Source organism: Actinopolymorpha pittospori (assembly GCF_014873875.1).
Classification (GTDB): domain Bacteria; phylum Actinomycetota; class Actinomycetes; order Propionibacteriales; family Actinopolymorphaceae; genus Actinopolymorpha; species Actinopolymorpha pittospori.
Map to the genome: position 1 here is coordinate 2,749,275 of NZ_JADBEM010000001.1, position 26,158 is coordinate 2,775,432.

The window sequence follows — 26,158 nt, forward strand, 5'->3', positions numbered from 1 at the left end:
CCTGGTGTGGAGCCACGGACGCGGTCAGGCCCGCACACACCCAGGGCCGAGAAGGGCTTTCAGGTCACCGACCAGCGCGGGGCTGGGCGCGACCCGCCAGCGGTCCTCCAGACGCATCACCAGCGTCTTCTCGAGGGACTGCAGATGCAGGTGCACCTGGACGCCGCCGGCGTGGCTGGCGAAGATCTCCTTCAGCCGGTCGACCACAGGTGGCGTGCAGCGGTCACGCAGCAGGGTGATCGCCATCGGCCCCGTCGTACTCCCGGACAACCGCGTCAGGTCGGGCACGGTGAGGTCGGAGGCGATGAGTTGGGCGTCGTCCTCGCGCCGATCGAGCCGGCCTCGGACGGCGACGATGGTGTCCTCGGCGAGTTCTGCCCCGTGAAGCTGGTAGGTGGCGGGGAAGAAGAGGACGTCGATGCCACCCGTGAGGTCCTCGAGAGTGACGACTGCCCAGGGATCGCCCCGCCTGGTCATCCGTCGTTGGACGGTCGTGACGAGGCCGGCGACGGTGACGGTGGCCCCGTCGGGCCGCTCGTCGTCCGCGAGCAGCGACGCGACGCTGGTGTCGCTGAGCCGTGCGAGCCCCTGCTCGACGCCGTTCAACGGATGGTCGGAGACGTAGAGTCCGAGCATGTCCCGCTCGTTGGCGAGGAGCACCCGCTTGTCCCACTCGTCGATGGTCGGGACGCTGAACGGAATCGACAGGTCCGAGGCGCTGTCATCGTCGTCGAAGGATCCGAACAGCGAGTGCTGCCCGATGGCCTCGGCGCGCTTCTCGTTGACGAAGTAGTCGATCGCTTCCTCATGGCAGGTGGTCAGCGCCCGGCGGCGGTGCCCCATCGAGTCGAAGGCCCCAGCCTTGATCAGTGACTCGACCACCCGCTTGTTGCACGCGGCCAGCGGCGCCTTGGCCAGGAAGTCGGCGAAGTCGGTGAAGCGGCTCTTCTCAGCCCGCGCCTCGACGATGCCGTCGACGACACCCGCGCCCACGTTGCGCACCGCCGTCAGTCCGAAGCGGATGTTGCTGCCGACAGGGGTGAAGGTCGCCTCCGACTCGTTCACGTCGGGCGGGAGCACGGTGATGCCCATGTGTCGGCACTCTCCGAGGTAGAGCGCCAACCGGTCCTTGACATCGCCGACGGAGGTCAACACCGCGGCCATGTACTCCACCGGGAAGTGCGCCTTGAGGTAGGCGGCCCAGTACGCCACCAGTCCGTACGCGGCCGAGTGGGCCTTGTTGAACGCGTAGTCGGAGAAGGGAACCAGGACCTCCCACAGGGCACGGATCGAGTCCGCGGAGAAACCGTTCACCCGCATTCCGCGTTCGAAGTCGACGAACTCGGCGTCCAGGACCTCCTTCTTCTTCTTGCCCATCGCCTTGCGGAGCAGATCGGCCTTGCCCAGGGTGTAGCCCGCGAGCTGGCGGGCGATCTCCATCACCTGCTCCTGGTAGATGATGAGGCCGTACGTCTCGGCGAGGATCGGCTGGAGCGCGTCGGCCAGCTCCGGATGGAGGTAGCTGGTCTCCTGTTGGCCGTTCTTACGTTGGGCGTAGTTGATGTGGGAGTTGGCACCCATCGGGCCGGGCCGGTAGAGCGCGATGGTGGCGGAGATGTCCTCGAACCGGTCCGGCTTCATCAGCTTCAGCAGCGACCGCATCGGTCCGCCGTCCAACTGGAACACGCCGAGAGTGTCCCCCCGGGCCAGCAACTCATAGGTTTTCTGGTCGTCGCGGGACTTCCCCAACTGCTCGAGGTCGACGTCCACACCCCGCGCGCGGTGCACGTTGGCGATCGCGTCACCCAGCACCGCGAGGTTGCGGAGACCGAGAAAGTCCATCTTGACAAGGCCGAGGGACTCGCATGCGGGGTAGTCGAACTGCGTGAGGATCGCGCCGTTCTGCTCCCGCTTCATGATCGGAACGATGTCGATCAGCGGGTCCGACGACATGATCACACCGGCGGCGTGCATGCCCCACTGACGTTTCAGCCCCTCGATCCCGGTGGCCTTGTCGACGACGGCCTTGACCTCGGCGTCCCCGTCGTAGAGGGCTCGGAACTCCCCGCCTTCGCTGTACCGCTTGTGCGAAGAGTCGAAGAGTTGCTTGAGCGGAACGTCCTTGCCCATCACGGGCGGCGGCATGGCCTTGGTGATCCGGTCACCGGTGGCGAAGGGATAGCCCAGCACCCGGGAGGCGTCCTTGACCGCCTGCTTGGCCTTGATCGTTCCGTAGGTGACGATCTGACACACCCGGTCGTCGCCGTACTTGTCGGTGACGTACCGGATCACCTCACCGCGACGACGCTCGTCGAAGTCGACGTCGAAGTCCGGCATCGACCTGCGTTCGGGGTTGAGGAAGCGTTCGAAGATCAGGCCGTGTTCGAGTGGGTCGAGGTCGGTGATGCGCATCGCGTAGGCGCACATCGATCCCGCGCCCGAGCCGCGGACCACGCTGCGGATGCCACGGTCGGTCGCCCAGGTGATGAAGTCGGCGACCACGAGGAAGTAGCCGGCGTAGCCCTTCCCGATGATCACCTCCGCCTCGAAGTCCGCGCGCCGGCGGACGGTGTCGGGGATGCCCGCCGGGTAGCGGCGCCGGAGCCCGACCTCGACCTGTTTGAGGAACCACGACGTCTCGTCCTCCCCAGGCGGGCAGGGAAAGCGCGGCATGTAGCGGCCTTCACCCTCGGTGAAGGAGATCTCGCACCGCTCGGCGATCTCCAGGGTGGCGTCACACGCCTCGGGTAGGTCGCGGAACACCTCCCGCATCTCCGCGGCCGACTTCAGGTAGTAGCTGTCGCCCTCCAACTTGAACCGCTTCGGATCGGCGAGGGTGGAGGCGGACTGGACGCACAGCAGCACCTCGTGCGCGGGGGCGTCCTCACGTTCGACGTAGTGCAGGTCGTTGGTGGCCACGAGGGGGAGGGACAGGTCCTTGGCCAGCCGGAGCAGGTCGGTGCGAACGCGCTTCTCGATCGTCAGGCCGTGGTCCATCAGCTCGACGTAGTAGTTGCCCGCGCCGAACGTGTCGCGGAACTCCGCGGCCGAAGCGCGCGCCTGCTCGTACTGCCCCAGCCGCAGGTAGGTCTGCACCTCGCCCGATGGGCAGCCGGTCGTGGCGACCAGCCCTTCGGAGTAGGTACGCAGCAGCTCACGGTCCATCCGCGGCTTGTAGAAGAACCCCTCGATGGAGGCGAGCGAGCCGAGCCGGAACAGGTTGTGCATGCCCTCGTTGTTCTGCGCCAGCAGCGTCATGTGGGTGTAGGCGCCACCACCGGACACGTCGTCCCCACCTCCGGCACCCCACCGGACCCGGGTGCGGTCACTCCGGTGCGTCTTGGGGGTGACGTAGGCCTCCAGGCCGATGATCGGCTTCACCGAGGTCGACTGCGACGCCTTGTAGAACTCGTACGCGCCGAAGAGGAAGCCGTGATCGGTCAGGGCCACCGCCGGCATCCGCTGCTGCTCGCAGGCGGCGAAGAGGTCCCCGACCCGGGCCGCGCCGTCCAACATCGAGTACTCCGAGTGAACGTGCAGATGAACGAAGTCCCCGCGCGACATACGTCCCCTTCTCCGCCACACAAGCCCGCGGCCCGTGCCCCCGCGGCGGTCTGGCGAGGCCGACGAGAGTAACCCAGTCACGCCATGTGCACGCGAACGACTGACCCCTTTGCCGGGCCCAGCCTTGGCCGGCCCCGGCCGCCGGCTGGTCACGCGTGCAGGTCGGGGAGGCTGCTGCCGCGCTGTTGCTGCCAGGCGTCGCCGGCTTCGTCGTGGTCGGTGGATCGGCTCAGGTGCTCCCACTTCGCGTCGGTCTCGATCCGGTGGTGCCAGACCTCGCGGCCGTACTCGTAGGCGTCACTGCCGGCGAGGATCCGCAGCGGCGGGTCGTCGAGGTCGGCGATGGCGAGTACGAGCTGGGCGACCTTGCGCGGGTCGCCGTTCGCAGTGTGTTCGAACCCGGTCATGGAGCGGGCGGACGCGCCGACCGTTGCCTCGTACGGCTCGCTGATCGGTGGGATGGTCATCGACGACCCCGCCCAGTCGGTACGCATCCCGCCGGGCTCCACGACCGTGACCTTGATGCCGAGCGGCGTGACCTCGGCCGCGAGCGCCTCACTGAACCCGCCGACGGCCCACTTCGCGGACTGGTACGCGGTCATACCCGGACTTCCGATGCGGCCGCCGACCGACGAGATCTGGATGATCCGTCCGCCGCCCTGCTCGCGCAGGAACGGTACGGCGGCCTTGGTGACGTAGACCGTTCCGAGGAAGTTCGTCTCGATCTGGCGGCGGAAGACCTCAAGGGTGGTGTCCTCCAGCGACACCCGGTCACCCTGGCCCGCGTTGTTGACCACGACGTCGAGCCGGCCGAACGCCGCGACCCCTTTCGCGACTGCGGCCTGGGCGGCAACGGGATCGGTGACGTCGAGTTGCTCGACGTGGACGCGCTCCCCGTACCGCTCGACAAGATCGTCGAGGGCGCGCGGATTCCGGGCCGTGGCGACCACACGATGACCGGAGGCGAGCACCTGCTCGACGATCTGGCGGCCAAGACCCCGGGACGAACCGGTCACGAAGAACACCGAACTCATGAAGGGAGATCCTTACTGTCGATTTAACGCAACATGCTTGCGTTAAGTGCGACGATAGGCCGGCGTCGGATTTAAGTCAATGGCCTTGCGTTATCTTTGGCTGGTGAGCCAGCCCAAGCAGCGCGCTCGGTCGTCGCAGGACAAGGAGCTCCGCAAGACGGCCCTGTTGGACGCCGCCCGCGAACTCGCGATCGAGCAGGGCGCGCGCGAGGTCACCCTCACCGCGGTGACCGCCCGGGTCGGACTACACGCCTCGGCGCTGCGGCGCTACTTCGAGTCACGCGAGGAACTGCTCCTCGAACTCGCCGAGCACGGATGGGACGAATGGCGGAACAGTCTGGTGAACGGCCTCGGGGACTCCCGTGGCCTGACCGCCGGCGAGGTCGCCACGATTGTCAGCGACTCGCTCGAGCGGCTGCCGCTCTTCTGCGACCTACTGACCCACGTCGCCCTCAGCCTGGAAGGCGCCGTGCGACTGGAGCGGGCGCGCCGCTACAAGACCGCGGCCAGCGTCGCCTACGACGCGATGACCCAGGCGCTCGTCGACGCCGACGCCGGGCTTGATCACCAGGGCGCCCGAACGCTCCTCAGCGCGGCCATGAGCTGCGCCGCCTACCTCTACCAGCTGTCCCGCCCGACCGCGACGCTGCGCCAGCTCTACGCGGAAGAACCACGGTGGGCACACGACGCCCTCCGGTTCCACGAGCAGCTCACGACCCTGCTGACCGCCGTCGCCCTCGGCGCACGGCAGAACGCCTCGAACGCCTGACGACCCGTCACCGCGGAGTACGCCTGGCGGTGCTGTGAGCCAGGACCCGGCTGAAGCCGACTGCCAGTGCGCGTCGCAACTCTTCCTGGATCAGTGACATGGGCCGAACCTAATTGACTGGCCGCCTCCGGGTGCGTCTCCTACTCTTTGGCCGAGCGATCAACGACCGAAGGCGTGAACCCTTGAACGGTGGGGCCGGAGGAGCGACATGAGACGCGATCTTACTGACGGTCTGGTCCTGCGCTGGTCCACCGCGAAGGACGTCGAAGATCTTGCCAAGTTGAACAGCCTCGTCTTTCGGTGGGATCAGAACGAGCCGAACCTCGGCCTGGCGAACGTCGTTCGACGGTGCATGCGTGGCGACCATCCGTCCATGGGGCCCGAAGACGTTATGGTGGTCGAGGACATCCACAAGGAAGGAAATCGGATCGTCGCCTGCGCCTTCTATCTCCAGGAGGAGTGGGAGTACGACGGGATCGTCGTTCCGGTGGCTCGGCCCGACATCGTGGCGACCGAGCCGGCATATCGCAACAGGGGCTTGATTCGAGCCGCTCTCGAAGTCATGCACGAGCGCGCCGAACGCGAAGGTCGACCCGTACAGGGAATCACCGGCATCCCCTACTTCTACCGTCAGTTCGGATACGAGTACGCGGTGGACGAGCGGGGGCATGTCGCCGTCGCACTTGGGTTGCTGCCCGACAAACCCGCCGACGAGGAACCGTACCGGCTGCGACAGGCCCGTACCGAGGACGTTCCAGCGATAGCGGCGTGCTACCGACAACAGCAGGCCGGCTACCTGGTTTCCCGTCGCCTGCCCGCCTCGTTCTGGCAGTACTACATCGATGCCGAACACGAGATGGAGCCGATGTGGAACGACGAGCGTCTGCGGGTCGTCGAAAGGGCCGGCGGAGACTTCCGCGGATTCGTCTTCACACCGTACCGACGGTCGGACGACACCTTCACGGTGTCCATGATCGGATTGGTGCCCGGAACCAACCTCGCGCACGCGGCGCCCGCACTGCTGCGCGAACTCAAGCGTCTGGGCGAACAGACAACGGTGAAGCGGTCGCCCACTCCCTCGGACGCGCCGGACAAACCGCTGCAGAAGCTCGTCCTCGAACTCGGTAGGAACCATCCCCTTTACGAGACCCTGGAACCGGGCTGGCTGCCGCACCGCGAGGCGCCGTCTGCCTGGTACGTACGTGTGCCCGACCTGCCCAGACTCCTGCGGCTGGTCGCACCGGCGCTCGAACGTCGCCTCCTGAACTCGAGGTTCACCGGGCACAGCGGCGAACTCAAGCTCGACTTCTACCGCGGCGGCCTGCGGATGTGCTTCGAGGACGGCAAGCTGAAGACCGTTGAGGACTGTCGGTTCGGGGCGTACGACAGCTCCGCCAAGGGCGGCTTTCCACCCCTGCCCTTCCTCTGTCTGGTGTTCGGACACAGCTCACTGGACGAACTGCGTGCCGCCTACCCCGACATCTGGGTCGACGGCGAGGCCGAGGCGTTCCTGAAGACACTCTTTCCCAAGCGCGCCTCGCGACTGGTCGACTAGCGAGAGGCGGAGGCGTCGACGGGCGTTCGTCGGCGCCCGTCGGCGTCGAGGCGGCGCGCGCCGAACCTACAGGAAGCGTTGTGCGGTGGCGTCACCGCTCGACATCGAGTCTGCGAACCAGGGTCTCCCGTACGTCCAGCGGCCAGTGGCACGCCCAGAACTCCCGGGCGTCCTTGCCGGCGAAGCGCCGAACCTCGTCCTTGGCAATCCATCTGTGGTCGAGGAACCTCGTGTCTCCGTCGACGATCGGCAGGCTCACGTTCTGCGGCCACGGGTCGGGCTCGGCGAGGAAGACGAATCCCACGCGTTCGAGTCGCCCAAGGTGCCAGAACTCGTCGACGGAGAGCAACCGGACGAGCTTCACCCTGAGCCCCGACTCTTCGTGGGCTTCCCGAACGGCGCACTCCTCGATGCCCTCGCCATGCTCGAGTCCACCACCGAGGGGACCCCAGTCGACGACGCGGTCGCGCTCCTGCTGGACGATCAGCAGCCGGCTCTCGGGGGAGACGACGAGGATTCCGGTGCCGGGCCGCACTACGGGCCTGTGGGCCGGCGTCGACGTCGACGTCGGCGTCGGAGCGGGTAGGGGCGCGGAGGTGCCGTCAGGGCTGGACACGGTCACCAGTGTGCAAGGTCCGTCCCGGACCCTGTGGGACCCGAGGAGTCGCCGCGACAGTTCGTCGCGCTCCCGGCGGTCGGTTACCGCTCCGTCGGGAGGCTCCCCACGTGCGCAGCCGGATTCGGTCACGGCGTCGTGGTACGGCAACCGACATCTACTCGACGCCGATACGGCGGCCGATTCCAGACCGCACTGGCTAGCGCTTTCACGGTGAGGGCAGATGACGCGCGGCCAGTTCCGGCCGAGGGCGCGGCGATCTGGATCTGCTCCGCATGGGTCGGGTCGGTCAACGGGGACTCCGAGCGTTCATCTGCCCTTTACATGGGGGAGTGACGCGGTGATCATGTGCAGGAGCGAAGCGTGGCGGCACCAGACACCCGACTCCCGAGAAGGAGTGAGCGTCATGGGATCACCGATTCTCCGGCCGAGTCGACGGGACCTGCTCCGACTGGGTGTCACCTCAGTCGCCGCGCTCACCGTCGCTGGATGCGATGCGTTCTCCCTCAACCCGTCGGAGGAAGCAGGCGGAAAGTCGCCGAAGCCCGTCGACGTCGGGCTCAAGGAGGCGCCGGCGCTCGCGGAGCAGGTCAAGGCCGGCACACTTCCGGCCAGAGCGCAGCGTCTCCCGAAGAATCCCCTGGTCGTCCAGCCGACGGAGGAGATGGGCGTCTACGGCGGCACGTGGAACACCATCCTCACGTCCGTTGACGCCGACCCGCACCTCACCGGGTCCCTCTCCTACGAGCCCCTGGTCCGCTGGGACGTCAACCAGACCAAGGTCTCGGCCAACATCGTGGAGTCCTGGGAAGTCACGCAGGAGGGACGTGTCTACACCTTCGTCCTGCGCGAGGGAATGAAATGGTCGGACGGGAAGCCCTACACCGCCGACGACCTGGTCTTCTCCTACGAGGACGTCCTGAGTAACAAGGACCTCTACCCGCTGATGCCGCAGGAGTTCGCTCCCGACGGACGGCCGGCGAAGTTCGAGAAGGTCGACGCCAGGACCGTGCGTTTCACCTTCCCCGTACCCCACGGTCTGTTCCTGGAACAGCTCGCATCCACAGGTGCGGCGACCTTCCACTGCCTCCCGCGGCACTACCTGGAGCAGTTCCACCACAAGTACAACGCGAACGCGGACAAGCAGGCCAAGGACGCGGGCTTCACCGACTGGACGAAACTCTTCCTGGCCAAGGGCGGTGGTGGTCCGGACGAGCTCTCCGCGTGGCAGAACCCCGACCTGCCATGTATCTACCCGTGGAAGGTGCGGTCGTTCAGCGGCACCCGCCTCCAGGTCGAACGCAACCCCTACTACTGGAAGACCGATCCGGAGGGCAGGCAGCTGCCCTACCTCGACAGGGTTGTCTTCGACATCGTCACCGACCCACAGGTCAGCACCCTGAAGCTCAACCAGGGCGACTACAGTCTCGTCACGCCTGGGCTCGTCACGCTCCAGAGCAAGCCTGTCTTGGCACGCGGGCGTAGCCAGGGTCACTACCACTTCATCGACATCGGTTCGTCGCGGATGAACGACGCGACGTTCATCTTCAACCTCAACCACAAGAACCCCGCCATGCGGCAGATGCTGCAGAACAAGGACTTCCGGATCGGCCTGTCCTACGCGTTGAACCGCCAGGAGATCATCAAGGTCGTTCTCCTGGGTCAGGGTGAGCCCTGGCAGACCTCGCCACGCCGTGAGTCGGGCCTGTTCCTCGAGGAGCTGGCCAAGCAGTACACCGAGCACGACGTCGCGAAGGCGAACCAGCACCTGGACGCGGCCGGCTTCCGCGAGCGAGACGGCGACGGGTTCCGGCTCCGCGCCGACGGGCAGCGGGTCGCGTTCACGCTGGAAGTGCGTACCAACTTCAACCCGCTCTGGGCGGACATCGGCCAGCTCGCCTCCGGTTACTGGAAGACGGTCGGGGTCGACGGACGGGTGAAGGTGGAGGACGCCACCCTGCTCACCAACCGGGTCCAGGCCAACGAACACGACGCGGTCATGGATGACGGCGACGGTGGAGCCCTGCCCATGCTCGGCCCGGGGTGGTACTTCCCCAACAGCGGCGACACGGCGTACGCGGTCAAGTGGGGGGAGTGGTACGAGACGAAGGGAAAGTCCGGTGAGGAGCCGCCCGCAGGTCCGCGACGGCAGATGGAGCTCTTCGACCAGATCAGGATCACGCCGGACCGGCAGAAGCGCGAGGACCTGTTCATGGAGATCCTGCGGATCTCACAGCAGGAGTTCTACCTGATCGGCACGGTGCTCCCGGTGGCTCGCTACAACGTCGTGCAGGACAACCTGCGAAACGTCGCGAAGTCGATGGTCGACGACTGCTGCGAACCCGGACCGTCCTACCCCGAGCAGTACTTCTGGTCGGCGAAGTAGCGCGGAGCCGACGCTGGAGGTGCCGGGAGTGGGTAGTCGCGCTCAGTCGCGGCGGACGTGCTCGTGCACCACGCGGCGTTCCCCGGTGGCCGGGGCGTCCGTCGGAGTCCGCGGCAGCGGCACGGCCGGGCGGAGGCGACGATCAAGTTGACGGACCACTCCGACGAGTTCGACCGCCGTGTGCTCGATCTCCCTGGTGGCCCGGTTGCGTTCGGTGGTGGTCACGGCCAGCACGAGCGCGGTCAGCGCGGCTGATCCACCGAACGCCTGGAGGGTGATGATCTTCGCGTAGGTGTCCTGTCCCGCGAAGGGGCCGGTTCCGTTCGCCGCCGCGACCGCTGCCATCAGCGAGACGATCAGGACGCAGGGAGCGGCACCTGCCAGTCGGAAGCGCAAGGCGGCCCAGATCAGAACTGGGAAGGCCAGGAAGAGAAGTTCGATGTTGACGCGCGTCGCGACCAGCATGATCAGGAACGCCGCGCTCGGAGCGGCGACGGCCTCCAGCGCACGCAGTGGTCGCAGCCCACGTGGCCATCGAATGCGCGGTAGCAGCAGGAACACGGGTGTCAGGGTGATCACGCTGATGCCCGAACTGATCCAGTCCAGCAGCCAACGGGCCCAGTAGTTGGCCGGTTGTTCCAGGTCGGCAAGCACGAGGGCACCCACTCGTAGCGAGGTGGCCACCGTCATGCCGACCACCGCTCCGAACACGACCAGCGCGGCCAGATCCCGCATCCGGTCCAGCTCGAGGCGGAAGCCCACGCGGCGCAGGAGCCAGTAGCCGCACAGCACGCCGATCGTCGTCGCGGCCGCGACGGTCAGGGCCGCCATGGGTGGCCGGTCCAGGCTGAGGAGGTTGAGGAGGAAGGAGCCGAGGAGGATGCCCGGCCAGGCCCGCATACCGAGCAGGAGTAGTGCGGCCAACGCTCCGCCGATCGGCGGCCACAGGAGTCGCACGGAAATGTTCCCGAGGTTCAGGAGCAAGCCGATATTGCCGACAAGGTAGTACGCGGCGGCTAAAGCGAGGACGAGAAGGCCGTCGAGAGCGATCTTGCGGAGTGCGATGCCACTCGGCAGAGCAACCTTCGGCACGGACAACAAGCCTACGCCGCAAGGACTCTTCCCGATGCTGGGGAATCGGTCCACTGCTTCACGAACCAGGCGTGAAACACCTGCCCGCATGGGGACGCTGCCTCACCGTGTGGAGGGCGAAGTTGGTCGCCGCGGTAGCGGCACTGGCCACAAGTGGATTCCTGTTGTCCGGGTGCACCCCGGTCGTGAAGCAAACGGGACCGGCGTCCCGATCGAGCGCGCCGATGTCCCCGAGTTCGCCGGGTACGACGACCCCCACGTCACCGGCCAGGCCCGGACACGACCCGGGGACGGCGCCAGGTCCGGCGAACGGGCGGGGGCCCTCTCCCACCTCGGCGGAACGCGGCGTCCCGACGTCCGGGGCCACGGCGGGTCGGCCCACGCCTTCGCCGGCGCCGCCCCGGCGATGCTCTCCGTCGCGGACATCCTGCGGTCCAAGGGCGTCACGGCGACGTTCTTCGACACCGGTGCGCACGACAGTGCCAACCCGGACGTGGTCCGTCAGGTGGCCTCGATGGGGTTCCTCATCGCGAACCACACCTGGGATCACGACTACCCCGACCAGACCTCCTCCGGGTGGACCGTCGAGTATCTGCGCGACCAGATGGCACGCACCTCCGCGCTCCAGCAGCGGTTGACCGGCCGGCCCGTCTGCTTCTTCCGTCCGCCGGGCGGCAACCTGACCAACGTGCTGACCGCCGCGTCAGCCGAGGGCATGTCCACCGTGTTGTGGTCCGTCGACGCGCGGGACTGGGCCCAACCCGGGCAGAACGACCCGGAGTCCGTCGCGAAGATCGTCGAGCGGGCCACCTCGCTGGATTCTGAGGACGATCAGAACCCCATCGTCCTCATGCACGTCGCCAAGGCCTCGCACGAGCCCGAGGCGCAGGTCTCGTCCTTCCGTGGCAACACCATCGCGGCGCTGCCACAGATCATCGACTGGTACGCCGATCACGGCTACCGGTTCGTCGACCTGCTGGGCCACGATGCCTCGCCCACGCCGCTGCAGTGACGTGGAGGTCCGCTCCTGAACCGTGTCGCGGAGACGCGTGGGCCGGCCGGGGTCATCCGCGCGACCGGGCCTTCGCCGCCGCGGCCTTGATGGCCTCCTTCTCGGCCTGCCCGGCAAACCGGTCGAGCCAGCCGTTGCCGGCGTGGGCCCGCGCCATTCCCGGATAGCGAAGGCGGGCGAAGGTCTCCGGCAGCCGGACGGAGAGCTGTCGCAGGGCCAGCGCACCCACGGCAACGGCCATCAGGACGGCGTTGACCAGAGCGATGGCGACGGTCACGACCGGGAACCAGGCGGGCAGCCAACCCGGACCGATCGCCAGGAGGATGCCCGCGACGATGGTGGGCGCCGCCAGCAGGGAGGTCAACCACATCGCGATCTGGATGGCGAAGGAGTTCTCGCCGGCGTCCGTGGCGTTGATCCGGCGGTGTGGGTCGACGCCGGGTGTCACGGCCAGCACGGACATCAGTACCGCGATCCCGCTGCCGGTTCCGCACAGTGCCACCAGACCGGCGAGCACCGGCAGGGCCAGGTCGTAGTCGCCGGTCAGCACGATCATCATGGTGGAGAGCACCAGCGCGGGTATGCCGAAGAAGACGACCAATCCGACCTGGCGGCCCCGTACGTCGGCCCGTAGGGCCCGCGGGTGCTGGCCCACGACGAGCTGCCACAGCGCCGTACCGTCCTGGCCGTAGAGGTTGGCGCCGCTGAGCGCCACCATCATCGCCACGCCGACCCCGGCGAGGGCGGCCAGCTGGGGTACGTCGGCGATGAAGCCGTAGGCGGCCAGGAACAGGCCGAACCAGATGGACGAACGGATCTCCAGGCTGCGCCAGGGATCCCGCCACCAGGTGCGCAGCTCCTTGCCGACGACGGCGCCGAACTCGTTGCCAGGCAGCATCCCGGGGCGCTCGAGGATCCGGGACCCGATCGGGCGACGGCCACGCCGCATCGTGCGGTTTCCGACGTAGGGCGTGAGCAGCAGCAGGGCCGCGCCGACCGCGACTGCCGCGGCCCCGGCGAGCAGCCCGAGCCAACCAAGTGCCGTCGCGATGTCGCCGGCGGCGGCCGCCTCGACGGCCTGCACCGGCCAGCCCGCCGGGGTCCAGCCCAGCACCGCGCTCATCGCGGCATGGGGGAGCCCTTCGTCGAGGAACGTCGGGACCGCGTTGACGACCGGTGAGACGATCAGCCAGCCGACGAACAGGGTGGCGATGAGCAGGCCGTACTGCACTGCCGCGATCTCCACCCCGAGGTGGGTCCGCATGGCGGCGCCGAGCAGCGCGTAGACCGTACGTGAGACGGCCACGCACAGGACCAGGAAGAGCACCGCGCATGGCACGGCGACGAGCGTCGCGACCACGGAGCTCGTACGTACGCCATGACCGACCAGGGCGACCATGGTGAGGGCGGTCACCGCTCCGCCGACACCCACGAACGCCGAGGCGAGCAGGCCCGCCGCCAGCCGGCGTCGCGGGACCGGCAGCAGCGTGAAGTACTCCGGCCGCAACACCGCCGCGCCCGAGGCGAGGATCGGCCCGATCAGCCACCCCACGAACCAGCCGACGAGCAGCAGCATCGAGACGTCGGAGCGGGCATCCGGCCGCGCGAGGAGCACCCCGGCCCACGTCGCGGCGGCGGCCGCCAGGCCGAGCACGAGCCCCCAGGTGCGCTTGAGACTGGGGCTGTGCCGGCGGATGGCGAACGTGAGGTCGATCAGCTGCCCAACCACGCGAGCTCACCCTCCACCGCGGCGCGCTCGCCGACGAGTTCGACGAAGACGTCCTCGAGGCGCGACCCGGCGCGTACCTCGTCGAGCGTGCCGTCGGCCAGCACCCGGCCCTCGGCAATGACAGCCACCCGGTCGCAGAGGTCCTCGACCAGCCCCATGACGTGGGACGAGATCACCACCGCACCGCCGCCGGCGACGAAGCGGCGCAGGATCCGACGCAGCACCCGGGCCGAGACGGGGTCGACCGCCTCGAACGGTTCGTCGAGTACCAGCGCCTTCGGGTTGTGCAGCAGGGCCGTCGCCAGCCCGATCTTCTTGCGCATGCCGGTGGAGTACTCGAGGACGAGGACGCCTCGCTCCTCCGCCTCGTCCAGTTCCAGCACCGCGAGCAGCTCGCGTGCCCGGTCGCGGATGACCGACGGCTCCATTCCCCGCAACAGGCCCCAGTAATGGAGCAACTCGCCACCGGTCAGTCGTTCGGGCAACGCGAGACCGTCGGGAAGCACGCCGAGCATCGCCTTCGCGCCGACGGGGTCGGCCCACACGTCGACGCCGTGGACGTACGCCGTGCCGGAGTCGGGTCGCAGCAGACCCACCGCCATCGCCAACGAGGTGGTCTTGCCGGCGCCGTTGGGTCCGACCAGCCCCGTCAGCGAACCTGCCGGCACTCGCAGGGTGACGTGGTCGGCGGCCAGGCGCCCGGAGAAGTCCTTGGTGAGACCGTCGAGGTGGAATGCCGCTGTCATGGGGCCCTCTCGTCAGTGCCGTCGGCGCACAGTGCGCAGGACGACATCGGCGAACTCGTTCACGAGCAGCCGGCATCCGGCCGGCCAGGGGCGATCAGCTCCGGGAACGAGCAGAGATCCAGGCGCGTGTCACCACGGCGACCGCCCACGCTGTCGAACGGACGGAGCATGTGCTCCGTTCCCATTCAGCCTCGGGGCAGCTCAGCCCATCCCGTCCGGCGGGAGGGAGTTGTACCCCGGCTGGTCGCCCCGGGCGTACTTGGTCTGCTCGCGACGGTTCGCCCACGGCAGTGCGTCAGAACGGCGCCGGGACAGGAGGGCGAGCACGACGACCAGCAGCACGACGCCGACTGCGATGAACCATCCCATGCGCCGAGGGTGACACCGAACGTCAACCTGATCCAGCGTCGGCGCTTGGACGAATCCGAACTGTGACTCGCCGGTGGAACGAGCTAGTTCGACGTGTCCCGCAGCAGCGGCGCGACTGTGGCGTCCAGTTGGTTCGCGCGCCGAAGCGACTCCGCGACGAAGCCGTTGGCCTTGAGTTCCTCCACGACGTCCCGGAGGAACTGGACGGTCTCGGGCCGGCGGGTCCTCGTCGTTCCCACCGCCTGCTGGATCTGCATGAACCGCTCCTCGATCAGCCGAAGCCCGGCGTCCGCGGCGGCGTATGTCGTCATCGGCTGCCGGATGCCGGCCGCCACCTCAAGGCCCTGGCCGCGGAACTCGTCGGCTCCTTCCTCACCCCGTACGACGCTCGCGTGCTGAAGGGTGCGGGAGAGGAACAGGTCGTAGGCGGACCCACGCTTCACGCCGACCCGCACGCCCGGACGGTCCACGTCGTCCGGCTTGGCGAAGTCGGAGTCCTGGCGTACGACGAACACACCCTCGATGACGACGTACGGCGCGGTGAAGGCGACTTCGGCCTCCCGCGCGGGGTCGACGGCCAGGAAGCAGAGGTCGGCCTGACCGGAGGCCATCGCCTCGTAGGACTTACGTGCCGCGTCGAAGCAGCGGAGTTCGACCGGAACGCCGAGGCGTACGCCGACCTCACGTGCGATGTCGACCGTCACGCCGGTCGGCGCCTCCAGCGTTCCCTGGGCCAGCACCGGATTTCCGAGGTTGATCGAGGCCCGCAGGGTTCCCGTCGGAGCGAGATCGTCGGTGATGGCGGCGGTCGCGGTCGTCATGGAGGCGAGCGTATAGCGGACCGGAGTTCCTCACGTGCCGCGTGTGCGGCCGATGCGTGCCATGCCGTCGGCCCGGAAACGTATAGCGTCATTGCTATGACCGGGGGTATTACCCGGCAGTTGGACGGAAAGCTTCGCGAGCTTCGGTTCCATCTCGACCCGGACCAGGTGCGGATCACGTACTGGATCGCTCCGGGCCGGCGGATCATCTTGCTGACGGTGTTCCGTAAGTCGCGGATGCGAGAGGACCGCGAGGTCGATCGCGCGCGGCGCGCGTTGGCGCGGTGTGGACCAAGCGCACACCGTCGAGGACGAGGAGGGGTGGGGGCGATGAGTGGACCGGCCAACTGGGAAGAGGTCCGGGACCGCCGGATGGCAGAGCCTGGCGCGAGCGAAGCCTATGGGGCGGCGCGGCTGGCGTTCGAGCTTGGTGCGGCCGTCCGACAGTTGCGGGAGCAGCGTGGTTGGAGTCAGCGTGAACTCGCCGAGGCGGCTGGCATGACCCAGTCGGCTGTCGCGCGCTTCGAGGCCGGCGGCACCGTGCCGACCCTGCCGATCCTCGAGCGGATCGCCCGGGCGTTGGACGTGGAGCTCGCGGTTCACTTCAGGCCGAGGCCCAGCGCCGCCTGATCCCGTCCCTGGATGTGGGGGTTTGGCGCCGTACCCGCCGCCCCGGTGACGCACATTTTGGGCGACCGCTGGTCACGGTCGACTTACCAGAAGTGATCTCTCGGCTCACTGGGAGCCAGACCGCCAGCGCCCAGGTGAGTGAGCCCGCCCGATAGTTCGCTTCGGGCAATTAATTTCATTCGCGCAACTCTTTCATGCCCGGTAGCATCCAGCTCGTGGGTACGGCGGAGGATCTCGAGCTGGCGGAGGCGTTGGAGGCACTGCTCCAACGTGTCGCCTGTTCCCAGGCCGACTCCGACCTGGAGTCGATGGCCGGTAGGGACATGTCACTGACGCAGTTCCGGTGCCTGGTCGCCCTGGCCGTGGAGGACGAGGCGATCCCGATCCATCAGCTCGCCGAGCAGCTGCACATGTCGCTGCCGACCGCTGGGCGCACGATCGACAGGTTGGTCGCCCAGCATCTGGTGATCCGCCGCGAGGACCCACACGACCGACGAGTACGACGGGTCTGCGTCTCCGCTGAGGGCAAGCAGGTCGTCACCGGGATCGACAAGGCCCGGCACGAGGCTCTGCTGGCCTTCGTCCACTCGCTCGATCCGTCGGACAGCGCCCGGCTGCAGGACGCTCTGCGTCCGATCGTCGGTCCGACTTCACCACAGCAACATCGTCTGGAGGGGCGACACGCATGACCTTAACGACCGGCTCTGATGCCGGGAGCGAGAGCGACAAGCTCGATCGCGGTGTCCTGAGGGTGGCCGGCGTGGTGGTGCTCGGCGCCATCATGTCGATCCTCGACGTCACCGTGGTCAGCGTCGCGTTGCCGACCTTCCAGCGGGAGTTCGACGCTTCGTACGCCACCGTCGCATGGACGATGACCGCGTACACACTGGCGTTGGCGACCGTCATTCCAGTCACCGGTTGGGCCGCCGACCGGTTCGGGACGAAGCGGCTCTACCTGACCTCACTCGTCCTCTTCGTCGCGGGCTCCGTCCTGTGCAGCATGGCCTGGGACATCGGCCCGCTGATCGTCTTCCGGGCGCTGCAGGGTCTTGGTGGCGGCATGCTGATGCCGCTCGGCATGACGATCATGACGCGCGCGGCCGGGCCGCAACGCATCGGTCGGGTGATGGCCGTCCTCGGTGTTCCGATGCTGCTCGGCCCGATCGCCGGCCCGATCCTGGGCGGATGGCTGATCGAGTCGGTCACCTGGCACTGGATCTTCCTCATCAACCTGCCCGTCGGGCTCATCGCGTTCCTCGCCGCGCTGCGCATCCTGCCGAAGGACCGGCCGGAGCCCTCGGAGTCCTTCGACTTCGTCGGCATGCTGCTGCTCTCGCCGGGCCTCGCGCTGTTCCTCTACGGCGTCTCCTCGATCCCCGATGCCGGAACGGTCGCGGCGGCCAAGGTGCTCATCCCGTCGCTCGTCGGCCTCGTCCTGGTGATCGCCTTCGTGTTCCACGCCCTGGGCAAGGAACACCCGCTGATCCACCTCGGGCTCTTCAAGAGCCGCAGCCTGACGATCGCGGTCGTCACCATGACGCTGTTCTCGGTGGCGTTCATGGGTGCGATGCTGCTGCTGCCGAGCTACTTCCTGCAGGTACGCGGTGAGGGAACGCTCAGCACCGGTCTGCTGCTGGCGCCGCAGGGTCTGGGAGCGATGCTCACCATGCCCGTCGCCGGCCGGCTGACCGACAAGATCGGCCCCGGCAAGCTGGTCCTGGGCGGCATCGTGATCATCGCCGTGGGAATGTCGGTGTTCACCCAGGTCGCCGCGGACTCGTCCTACGTCGTGCTCCTTGGTGGCCTGTTCGTCCTGGGTCTGGGCATGGGGATGACGATGATGCCGATCATGTCGTCCGCGATGGCCAGCCTGACCCACCACCAGGTCGCTCGCGGTTCGACGCTGATGAACATCGTCCAGCAGACGGCCGGATCGATCGGCACGGCGGTGATGTCGGTCATCCTGACCAACCAGGTCCTGGACAGCCAGGCCGCGACCACCTACAGCGCGGTGACGCAGGGCCGGGTAGCGGCCGAGCAGGTTCCGCCCGAGGTGCTGAGTCAGGGGCAGGCGGCGCTCTCCAACGCGTTCGGCACCACCTACACCGTCGCGCTGGTGCTGGTCGTCCTGTGCATCGTTCCGGCGCTGTTCCTGCCGCGCCGCAAGATCGAGACCACGCCCGAGCAGGACGAAGCCGCCGTTCCGATCGTCATGCACTGACCGTCGGCCCTTCACCAGGGCAGCACGGATCGAAGTGGTCGAAGTGGCCGCCACGTCGTACCTGACGTGGCGGCCACTTCGTGTGTGCGGGCTGGGCGGTCGATCAGGGTGGTCGGTCGGGGTGGGCAGGTCAGGCCGCGAGCCCGAGGGCCAACGAGGCGAGCACCGGTGCGACGAACACCAGCGGGAACGGGACGTGTGAGAGCTGGCCCGCTCGGATCACGGTGACGGCGGCCCCGGCGAAGTACAGCACCAGGCCGGTCGCCGCCAGGACGCCGATGGCGGGTACGAGCAGGCCGATCAGCAGGCCTGCCGCGCCGGCCGCCTTGAGGGCGCCGAGCCAGGGCCACCACCAGCGGGGGACGCCGTAGGCCGTCATGGACCGCACGACCCAGGCGGGGGAGACGAAGGAGACGCCGGCCGAGAAAGCTGCCATGGCGGCGGCCAGCAGGGTGAAAACGATGTGGGCGGTGGACACGGAAGTGCTCCTCCTCGGGAGGCGCCGGCGGGCTCGCCGGGCTGGATGTCGAGAGGTCTTCTGTGTCCTGACGGAGCGCGGCGACCGAAGGTGACCGGATGCCGGGCCGGCGGCCTCGAGCCACCTGATCACAGCGCCCGCGTCGCCCTAGGCGTGGTGGGTGAAGACGACCTCGTACAGGGCGGGTTCGAAGGTCGCCACGGCCGCCGCTCGCCGCATGTGTGCAGCGGCTTCGGGGTTGCTGGCAAGTGCCTGGAAATCTTCTCTACTGCGCCACTGTGCGTAGTTGGCGACCCTGGTGCCGTCGATGCTGCGGTGGATGTTGGCCGCGATGTAGCCGGGCTGTTTGGACATCACCTGCTCGGTCGCCTCGACCAGCATGTCAACCAGCCCTTGCTGGTCTTCTGGGGTGACGGTGAAGACATTGATCAACGTCACGACCTGTTCGTCCACGGCGATCTGGTCCATGTGGAAGGGCGAGTCGGGTATGAGCTCAAGCGGGCTCAGCAGGCGTTCTGTGTCGTGGTGGACGAAGTACTTCGGGAGGTCGGCCTCAGTAACGCGCAGTACGCCGTGCTGGCGATGCTCGAGGAGGCGGGTGTGCTGTCCGGCGCCGAACTGGCCCGACGGTGTTTCGTCACTCCGCAGACGATGAACCAGATCGTGGCGGGCCTGGAGGCCAGAGCACTTGTCCAGCGCGCTCCCCATCCCACTCATCGGCGCATCCTTCAGATCAGTCTGAGCGAGCGGGGGCGCACACTGCTCGTGGAGGCCCATCGCGGCGTGGGTGCGGTCGAGAGCCGGATGACCGCGGGGGCTGTCCGAACGCGAGGAGCGCGAACTCGTTCGGTTGCTCGACGCCTGCGCCAGCGCGCTCACGACCGGAAGTCTCCGAGCCGGCGGGGAGTAGTGGCACAGCTTCGACCCGGCTCGCCGCAAGAACTCGGTTGACGTCGCCGGGTGTGGTCGCCAACCATGGCGGCGATGAAGGCACTGAAGATGCACGTCGACGAGGTCGAGACGGACGCCGCACTGGTACGCCGACTGCTTGCGGGGCAGTTCCCACAGTGGGCCGACCTGCCCGTCAGGCTCGTCGCGTCGTACGGCACCGACCACGACATCTACCGGCTGGGTGAGGACCTGGCGGTCCGCCTGCCGCGCATCGGTTGGGCCACCGGCCAGGCGGCGAAGGAAGCGGAGTGGTTGCCCAGGCTCGCGGCCCACCTGCCGCTCGCGGTACCCGTCCAACTGGCGATGGGGCATCCCGCCGAGGGCTACCCGTTCGACTGGTCGGTGTATGAGTGGTTGCGCGGCGAGAACGCCAACGGCACCCTCGACGACCTGTGCCAATCCGCCGTTGACCTCGCGGCCTTCGTGCACGCACTGCGTGGAGTCGACACGACCGGCGCACCTCCGCGTCCCCGTGGTGGTCGAGGCGGACCCCTGGCGGAGTGCGACGAGGACGTTCGCCGCTCGATCGCGCAGCTCGGCGACCGGATCGACGGTCAGCTGGCGCTGCGTTCGTGGGAAGTGTCGTTGGGCGTTCCGCCCTGGGGCGCGCGTGAGGTCTGGGTGCACGGGGACCTGCTCCCGGGCAACCTGCTCGTGGTCGGCGGGCAGCTGTCGGCGGTCATCGACTTCGGTTGTCTCAACGTGGGCGATCCGGCATGCGACCTGCAGCCCGCGTGGAACGTCTTCGCCGGCGACAGCCGGGCCCGCTTCCGTGCCGAGCTCGATGTCGATGACGCCTCGTGGTTACGCGGTCGTGGATGGGCGCTCTACCAGGCGGTGATGGCGTTGCCCTACTACTGGGACACCAATCCCGGCATGATCCGGCAGGCCACCCATGCGCTGAGGCAGGTCCTCGCCGACACCACCTCGTCCTGACGGCAGAGGAAGTGTTCGCGGTCGCCGGCTTCGTGGAAGCCGGCGGCGCTCACGAGCCGGTCGCGGGCCCGAAGACGGCCGACGCGATCGCGTCCTCCTGGTCGAGGCAGGCCCACTCGTCGGCCTCGGGACCGTCGTAGACGAGGGCGAGCGGGCCGGTGAACTCCGCCTCGCGGAGAACGCCCAGTGTCCGGCGGAAGTCGGCGTGGTCGGGTCCGTCGGCGCTGAAGTGGCACTTGGCGTGGCAGGTCTCGGCCCGAGGAGCTACCGCGGCGAGGTTGTCGTACTTCTCGGGGCCTTTCCAGTTGCCGAGATCGATGAGCAGCCCGACCTGCCCGTCCGCCGCATCGAGGATCGTGTGCACCTCCGAAGGGCCGGCGGTCAGGTCGAACCAGTTCTCGGTGACGACGCGTACGTCGGGATGGTCGCCCGCCAGCTTGGCGAGCCGCCGGCCGCTGTCGCGCAGCCGCTCCGGACTCGGCTGCTGCTTGCCGGCGATGACGCGGGCCCGGTGCGCGCCCAGGGCGGCGCTGATGTCGAGCCAGCCGTCGATCCAGGCCTGGTGCGCGTCGGCGTCGGTGGGATGGGTGAGGTCGCCGTCGTCGACCAGTACGGCGTCCAGGTCGATCTCGGCTGCCTCCAGTGCCGACCTGAGCTCGGTCAGGTAGCTCTCCTCGAGGCTCGGGAGATGGAAGTGGCAGATCTGGACGGTGTCGTAGCCGCGGCGCCGGAGTTCGGCGGGCAGCTCCAACAGGGCCATCCCGCTCTCGGGCCGGGCCAGACTGCCCGAACCGCGGTCGGGGCCGTCGCCGGACATGTACGAGCCGAGGGTGCGGTGGAGTGACCAGCTCGAGACAGCTTTCATGACTACTCCCCTGGACGGTCGGCGCGCTTGTTCCAGCATCGTCGCGTACGTCGATGCGTACTTCCAGGTACGCGCCAGCGTAGAGCGGATCGCTGTCAGGAGCCGGACAACGTCGCTCGTACGTCTCTGGCTGGCACCGCTTGTCAGGGTTCGTAAGGTTAGCCTAACCTTTGCGCTTGTGCGCCGGGCTTGGAGCTCCGGATCAGTCGAGTCGGGCGGCCTCCGCCCGGTAGCGAGCCATCCACTCGGCGTTGATGTCGTCGGCCTGGCGCTGGTGTCGCGGCGTGACACTGCCCGTGGTCGGTAGGCCGAGGTGGTCGAGGATGCCGAGCGTGACGGCGCTCATGTCGGCGATGAGCTCCTCGTACACCACCTCATGGGGCTGAACGTCGAAGGAGGAGAACCACGTCCGCCAGGCGGCGTTGTGTTCCTCGATCATCCGAACGAAGCCGCGGATGCCGTCGAGGTCGTACTCCGGCTCGCGTCCGGACACTCCGCTGTCGCCCACGTACCACAGGTTGGTCTGCTCGGCTCGTAACCAGGACACGGCCTGCGCCACGACGTCCGCGCGCCGGACGAACACGAAGCGGGTGCGGCCGAACGCCTGGTTCAACAGTTCCAGATCCGCACCCGCGAGCTTTGGATGGACGGTCGCCAGCTTGGCGACGACCTCGTCCAGCGTTCCCCACATGACCTTCGCGCCGAACACGCGGTTGTCGGTGCTGCCGGCTGTGATCGCGGCTCGGACGTAGTCCGCATAGTCGAAGTGCCCGGATCGGTCGACGATGCGCCAGCGTTCGGCCCACGACTGCTCGTTGGGTTGACGGAAGTACGCCTCGGGGCGGCCGCCGACACCGGTCGATGCCAACAACCCGCACAACAGTGAGCTTCCCGTGCGTGGAGTGGCGCAGATGAGGTAGGAGTCGGTGGGACTCGCCGGCGCGGACATCGCACGATTGAACACGGGCCACGCTCCGTCGCGCAATCAGATTCCGCCGAGGCTAAAGGTTGTCCCGTAATCGGCGTGTCGGGTCGGTAGACCCGCCGGTCGGGGTTGACCATGTCGTGGTGCAGGTGATCAGTGCTTCCTCGGATGGCTGGATTCCACCGTTTACGGGGTTGTCGGTGCGGCAGTTCCGCAAGCTGGTGGGCATCGTGCGGGCTCGTGGCGCCGAGCAGACAGGTGCGGGCCGCCGGTGGGGGCTGGGACTTGAGGACCGGGTGTTGCTGGTCGCGGTCTACTACCGCACGAACCTGACGTTGCGGCAGGTGGCGTTGCTGTTCGGGATCTCCAAGTCCGCCGCGGGCCGCGTGGTCGACCACCTCGCTCCGTATCTGGTGCTCTCGCCGCTGCGGCGCCGCCGGGGGCCGGAGCAGGTGCTGATCGTGGACGGCACCCTGGTCCCCACCCATGACCGCAGCATCGCGGCGTCGTCGAAGAACTACCGGTACTCCACCAACCTGCAGGTCGTCATCGACGCCGACACCCGCCTGACGGTCACGGTCGGCAAACCGGTGCCGGGCAACCGCAACGACTGCCGCGCCTTCCTCGACTCTGGCGCCGATGCCGCCTGTGCCCAGATGGCCGTGATGGGCGATGGCGGCTACCAAGGCACCCGGGTCATCACACCGTTCCGCAAACCAGCCGGCGCCACGTTGCCGGAATGGAAAGAACAGATCAACACCCGCCACCGCCGCATCCGCGCCCGAGCCGAACACGCCCTGGCCGGCATGAAGAACTGGAACATCCTGCGCAACTGCCGACGCAAACGCCAAGGCGTCTACTACGCCACCTCAGGTATCGCCCTCATGCGCAACCTCACCCTCACCACCGACTGAACCACCACACCCACGGTCGACCCGCCCAACCCCAGCACGCCACAAGATCATTACGGGACAACCTTTAGCGGGACGGGCGCAGGAATACCGGAGGACGGAACGTCGTGAACGCCGGTGGCATCGCGGCGTCCTGCCCGGTCCCGATGTCGTAGACGAGGTGGTACTCCGTACCGAAGTCCGCCGCGGCCCTGTTCAGTCGGCTCGGCCGGTGGCCGGGTGTCCGGCCACCGGCCGGTGTCGACCCGTTCGAACAGCGCGCGCAGGGTGAGGATCTCCTCCGCCGCGCTGAAGGCGCAGTGCATGCCGCGGTCGACGTAGACCTGACGCAGCTTGGCCGGGTCGCCGGACTTTCGCACCTGTGCGGCGTACCACCCCGCCTGGTCGGGGACGGCGCCGCCGTCGCCGGTGTTGTGCAGGGTGATGACCGGTGTCGCGGTACGGCCGTGGGGAACGCCGTAGCGGTACATGTAGCCGACGGCCTCGGGGTCGGCGGCGATCCGCTCACCCGACGCGAGGCGGTCCAGGTCGGCGCCGAGGTCGAGTCCGGCCTCGCGGTACGCCTGCTGGACCAGATGACGCTGGCTGGACCGGCCGAGCTGGCGGCGGTAGTCGACGCCGACGTTGGAGGACGGGTTGCCGCCGGCACGGCGTTCGATGTCGGCCCGCGCGTTCGGTCCCATGCCCTAGACGTAGGCCCACTGGGTCCACGACGCCTGTTGGCGGAGCTTCTCGGCCAACTCGGTGGGCTCCGCCTGGTGTGCGGAGTACCAGCCGGGGATGTTGCCCAGCGCACCCGCCAACGCGAGTCGAGCCCGGCCCTCCGGCGTCGTCAGAGCCCGCTCGACGGCCTGCATGAGGGCCTGGTTGCTACCCGCCGGGTCGCTGGCGCGAACCAGGTCGATGTCCTCGCCCGAGGCAAGCAGGGTCCTGACGGCGTAGGAGATGTCCGGCGCGGCGTTCCAGGTGCCGTTCGCGTCGAACTCGCCGCACAGGGCCGCCACACCGTCGAACCGGTCGGGGTCGCGCTCGGCCAGCATGACGGAGATGACCGCGCCCATCGACCAGCCCATGGTGACGGTGCGGTGGGGCTGCCCGACGTTCACGTCGAACCAGTCCAGCAACGCCAGCTGGTCATGAAGCGCGGGCTCGAGCGAGTAGCCGTACCGTTCCCGGTAGTCCGACGCGGCGAGCGCGTAGCCGTGCTCGAGCAGCCACCGGTCGGTCTCCGTACGGTTCGCCAGCCGGATCTCGGGCGGCCACGGCGCGGACTCCGCGGGGTAAAGGCCGTGGCTGAACAGCACCAGGGTGCCGTTCCATCGCCGCGGCATCTCGACGCGGAAGTCGGCACCCTCGATCGTGCCGGTGAGGGTGCGCCGCCCCTGCGTCGTCGGGTCCGACCCGGCAACGCTGGCGGTGTCCGAGGTGTTGGCGGTGTTGGCGGCGGTGGCGGCGTTGGCGGCCGTACCGCTGCCGAGCGGGCTGGTTAGGAGCAGAACGACGACGAGGACGCCCCGTAGGCGCCTTCCGCGGCTACTCGTTCGGTCGGATGACTGAGACATGACGGGTCCCTTCGCTCGCGGGTCCGTTGCTTGCTGGATCACTCGGAGGGAGGACATGCGCACTGGTGACCGCGAGAATAGGTGACCAAATAGTCACATGTAAAGCACTGGCGCGGGTCATCCGACACCGGCGGCCTCGGGACCCGCCCGTACGCCTTCCCCTCGTCCTGTCGGATCGCCTTGGCCGAATCCGGGCTCGGCACGTCAGGCGAAGCCCCGACGCGACAGCCGGCGGATGCCCCGACGAGCCGGCCGGCGGCGTTGGATCCGATCGCGGACTTCGTTCGCGCCCGTTACCCCGACGGATTCGTCGGCATGAAGGTCGACGCCGGCACGGTCGTGGTGTATCGCCTCGCACCGTACGGACCAGCCGTGGACAAGGCCGTGCGCGAACGCTTCCCCGCGGCACGCGTGAGGTTCGTCGACTCCACGACTGACGAAGCCGAACTCCAAGCGAGAGCCGACCAGATCGCGGCCGGCGGCGACAGCGGTTACTGACGGAGCAGAGGAGTGACCATCCGCTCCTGGGGTTTCGACCGGATGTACGGCGCGGTGACCGTTGACGTCGCGGAGGACGCGGATGTCTACGTGCTTGGCTCCTCGGGCGGTACGGGAACGGTCTCACCGTCCAGGGCCACGCTGCTGCGGCCTGCTTCGCCTGACGCGGTTCCAACGACAACCGCAACGACGCGATCTTTGCTTCATGGGAAGCAAGCTGCCGCAATGCCGACTCGTACTCACCCAGCGACAACGACAACGCGGGACACTCCACGGCGCCATCGAGCTGCTCACCGACACCGGCAAGCCAAGCCAGCAACGGATGCGCGAAACCCGCATCCCCGCTGCCAGTGCCGGTGTCGATGTCCATGACCAAACCCTAGACCCGACCACCGACAACAACCCCAACAAAACAAGGGCATCTGAGCCTGGGAACGGATCTCGCGACCACCTGACCGCAGGTCGACTCCGACACCCGCGAATCGCGA

The 26,158-nt window shown here is 68.1% G+C and carries 25 protein-coding genes; 11 read left to right on the forward strand and 14 right to left on the reverse strand.

The features are described 5' to 3' along the window. Positions 1–24: 24 nt before the first annotated feature. Entirely contained in the window at positions 25–3,564 is a 3,540-nt protein-coding gene (dnaE, locus tag HEB94_RS13025) for a DNA polymerase III subunit alpha (RefSeq protein WP_192750121.1), read from the reverse strand. Between the two features lie 149 nt (positions 3,565–3,713). Beyond that, entirely contained in the window at positions 3,714–4,598 is an 885-nt protein-coding gene (locus HEB94_RS13030) for an SDR family NAD(P)-dependent oxidoreductase (protein WP_192750122.1), read from the reverse strand. 103 nt (positions 4,599–4,701) lie between these two features. Here HEB94_RS13030 and HEB94_RS13035 point away from each other — a divergent pair, with 103 nt between their 5' ends. Together HEB94_RS13035 and HEB94_RS13040 are read left to right on the forward strand one after the other, a co-directional pair. Next, complete coding sequence (locus tag HEB94_RS13035) at positions 4,702–5,367, forward strand: TetR family transcriptional regulator (protein WP_192750123.1); 666 nt, start codon at positions 4,702–4,704, stop codon at positions 5,365–5,367. Between the two features lie 208 nt (positions 5,368–5,575). Continuing rightward, entirely contained in the window at positions 5,576–6,922 is a 1,347-nt protein-coding gene (locus HEB94_RS13040; protein ID WP_192750124.1) for a GNAT family N-acetyltransferase, read from the forward strand. Between the two features lie 91 nt (positions 6,923–7,013). On the opposite strand, the gene HEB94_RS13045 is transcribed toward HEB94_RS13040, so the two are convergent. Continuing rightward, a complete protein-coding gene (locus HEB94_RS13045) occupies positions 7,014–7,538 on the reverse strand; it encodes an NUDIX domain-containing protein (protein WP_192750125.1) in 525 nt (174 codons plus the stop codon). A 406-nt stretch (positions 7,539–7,944) separates the two neighbouring features. On the opposite strand from HEB94_RS13045, the gene HEB94_RS13050 reads away from it, so the two are divergent. Then, complete coding sequence (locus HEB94_RS13050) at positions 7,945–9,924, forward strand: ABC transporter substrate-binding protein (protein ID WP_192750126.1); 1,980 nt, start codon at positions 7,945–7,947, stop codon at positions 9,922–9,924. Between the two features lie 42 nt (positions 9,925–9,966). Here the strand turns inward: HEB94_RS13050 and HEB94_RS13055 are convergent, their stop codons facing one another. Further along, complete coding sequence (locus tag HEB94_RS13055; RefSeq protein ID WP_192750127.1) at positions 9,967–11,016, reverse strand: MASE1 domain-containing protein; 1,050 nt, start codon at positions 11,014–11,016, stop codon at positions 9,967–9,969. A 172-nt stretch (positions 11,017–11,188) separates the two neighbouring features. On the opposite strand from HEB94_RS13055, the gene HEB94_RS13060 reads away from it, so the two are divergent. After that, positions 11,189–12,028 carry a polysaccharide deacetylase family protein gene (locus HEB94_RS13060; protein ID WP_192750128.1) on the forward strand — a complete coding sequence of 280 codons (840 nt, stop codon included), beginning with the start codon at positions 11,189–11,191 and terminating at the stop codon, positions 12,026–12,028. A gap of 52 nt (positions 12,029–12,080) precedes the next feature. On the opposite strand, the gene HEB94_RS13065 is transcribed toward HEB94_RS13060, so the two are convergent. From HEB94_RS13065 to HEB94_RS13080, 4 genes are all read right to left on the reverse strand, one after another. Beyond that, a complete protein-coding gene (locus tag HEB94_RS13065) occupies positions 12,081–13,757 on the reverse strand; it encodes a hypothetical protein (RefSeq protein ID WP_192750129.1) in 1,677 nt (558 codons plus the stop codon). After that, complete coding sequence (locus HEB94_RS13070) at positions 13,742–14,503, reverse strand: ABC transporter ATP-binding protein (RefSeq protein ID WP_192750130.1); 762 nt, start codon at positions 14,501–14,503, stop codon at positions 13,742–13,744. Before HEB94_RS13070 ends, HEB94_RS13065 begins: the two co-directional genes overlap by 16 nt. 201 nt (positions 14,504–14,704) lie before the next feature. Beyond that, the gene (locus tag HEB94_RS13075) at positions 14,705–14,872 is read right to left on the reverse strand and encodes a hypothetical protein (protein WP_192750131.1); all 168 of its coding nucleotides are present in this window, start codon (positions 14,870–14,872) and stop codon (positions 14,705–14,707) included. Positions 14,873–14,955: 83 nt separating this feature from the next. Then, positions 14,956–15,693: a transporter substrate-binding domain-containing protein gene (locus HEB94_RS13080; RefSeq protein ID WP_192750132.1), complete on the reverse strand. Its 738-nt coding sequence runs from the start codon at positions 15,691–15,693 to the stop codon at positions 14,956–14,958. Between the two features lie 96 nt (positions 15,694–15,789). On the opposite strand from HEB94_RS13080, the gene HEB94_RS50530 reads away from it, so the two are divergent. From HEB94_RS50530 to HEB94_RS13100, 3 genes are all read left to right on the forward strand, one after another. Beyond that, a complete protein-coding gene (locus tag HEB94_RS50530) occupies positions 15,790–16,323 on the forward strand; it encodes a helix-turn-helix domain-containing protein (protein WP_238361512.1) in 534 nt (177 codons plus the stop codon). A 215-nt stretch (positions 16,324–16,538) separates the two neighbouring features. Beyond that, positions 16,539–17,012 (forward strand): MarR family transcriptional regulator, encoded by a 474-nt coding sequence (locus tag HEB94_RS13095; RefSeq protein WP_192750133.1) that lies wholly within the window; start codon positions 16,539–16,541, stop codon positions 17,010–17,012. Then, positions 17,009–18,544 (forward strand): DHA2 family efflux MFS transporter permease subunit, encoded by a 1,536-nt coding sequence (locus tag HEB94_RS13100; protein ID WP_192750134.1) that lies wholly within the window; start codon positions 17,009–17,011, stop codon positions 18,542–18,544. Before HEB94_RS13095 ends, HEB94_RS13100 begins: the two co-directional genes overlap by 4 nt. Before the next feature lie 130 nt (positions 18,545–18,674). Here the strand turns inward: HEB94_RS13100 and HEB94_RS13105 are convergent, their stop codons facing one another. Next, complete coding sequence (locus HEB94_RS13105; protein ID WP_192750135.1) at positions 18,675–19,022, reverse strand: DoxX family protein; 348 nt, start codon at positions 19,020–19,022, stop codon at positions 18,675–18,677. A gap of 147 nt (positions 19,023–19,169) precedes the next feature. Continuing rightward, positions 19,170–19,739: an antibiotic biosynthesis monooxygenase family protein gene (locus HEB94_RS50535; RefSeq protein ID WP_238361513.1), complete on the reverse strand. Its 570-nt coding sequence runs from the start codon at positions 19,737–19,739 to the stop codon at positions 19,170–19,172. Between HEB94_RS50535 and HEB94_RS54575 the strand changes: the two genes are divergently transcribed. Next, a complete protein-coding gene (locus HEB94_RS54575; RefSeq protein WP_420481531.1) occupies positions 19,623–19,973 on the forward strand; it encodes a MarR family winged helix-turn-helix transcriptional regulator in 351 nt (116 codons plus the stop codon). The two genes, HEB94_RS50535 and HEB94_RS54575, sit on opposite strands and share 117 nt — an antisense overlap. A 33-nt stretch (positions 19,974–20,006) precedes the next feature. Then, positions 20,007–20,909 (forward strand): aminoglycoside phosphotransferase family protein, encoded by a 903-nt coding sequence (locus HEB94_RS13120; protein ID WP_192750138.1) that lies wholly within the window; start codon positions 20,007–20,009, stop codon positions 20,907–20,909. 49 nt (positions 20,910–20,958) lie between these two features. On the opposite strand, the gene HEB94_RS13125 is transcribed toward HEB94_RS13120, so the two are convergent. Continuing rightward, positions 20,959–21,774 (reverse strand): sugar phosphate isomerase/epimerase family protein, encoded by an 816-nt coding sequence (locus HEB94_RS13125; protein ID WP_192750139.1) that lies wholly within the window; start codon positions 21,772–21,774, stop codon positions 20,959–20,961. 202 nt (positions 21,775–21,976) lie between these two features. Continuing rightward, positions 21,977–22,723, reverse strand: coding sequence for a Stf0 family sulfotransferase (locus HEB94_RS13130; RefSeq protein WP_192750140.1), 747 nt, complete (start codon positions 22,721–22,723; stop codon positions 21,977–21,979). A gap of 116 nt (positions 22,724–22,839) precedes the next feature. Between HEB94_RS13130 and HEB94_RS13135 the strand changes: the two genes are divergently transcribed. Continuing rightward, positions 22,840–23,613, forward strand: coding sequence for a transposase (locus HEB94_RS13135; protein WP_192750141.1), 774 nt, complete (start codon positions 22,840–22,842; stop codon positions 23,611–23,613). 50 nt (positions 23,614–23,663) lie between these two features. On the opposite strand, the gene HEB94_RS49225 is transcribed toward HEB94_RS13135, so the two are convergent. Beyond that, positions 23,664–24,293 carry a hypothetical protein gene (locus HEB94_RS49225; protein WP_202896318.1) on the reverse strand — a complete coding sequence of 210 codons (630 nt, stop codon included), beginning with the start codon at positions 24,291–24,293 and terminating at the stop codon, positions 23,664–23,666. Between the two features lie 3 nt (positions 24,294–24,296). Further along, complete coding sequence (locus tag HEB94_RS49230; RefSeq protein ID WP_202896319.1) at positions 24,297–25,172, reverse strand: alpha/beta hydrolase family protein; 876 nt, start codon at positions 25,170–25,172, stop codon at positions 24,297–24,299. A 261-nt stretch (positions 25,173–25,433) separates the two neighbouring features. On the opposite strand from HEB94_RS49230, the gene HEB94_RS13145 reads away from it, so the two are divergent. Further along, on the forward strand, positions 25,434–25,670 hold the full coding sequence (locus tag HEB94_RS13145) for a hypothetical protein (protein WP_192750142.1): 237 nt from the start codon (positions 25,434–25,436) through the stop codon (positions 25,668–25,670). Positions 25,671–26,158: the final 488 nt, after the last annotated feature.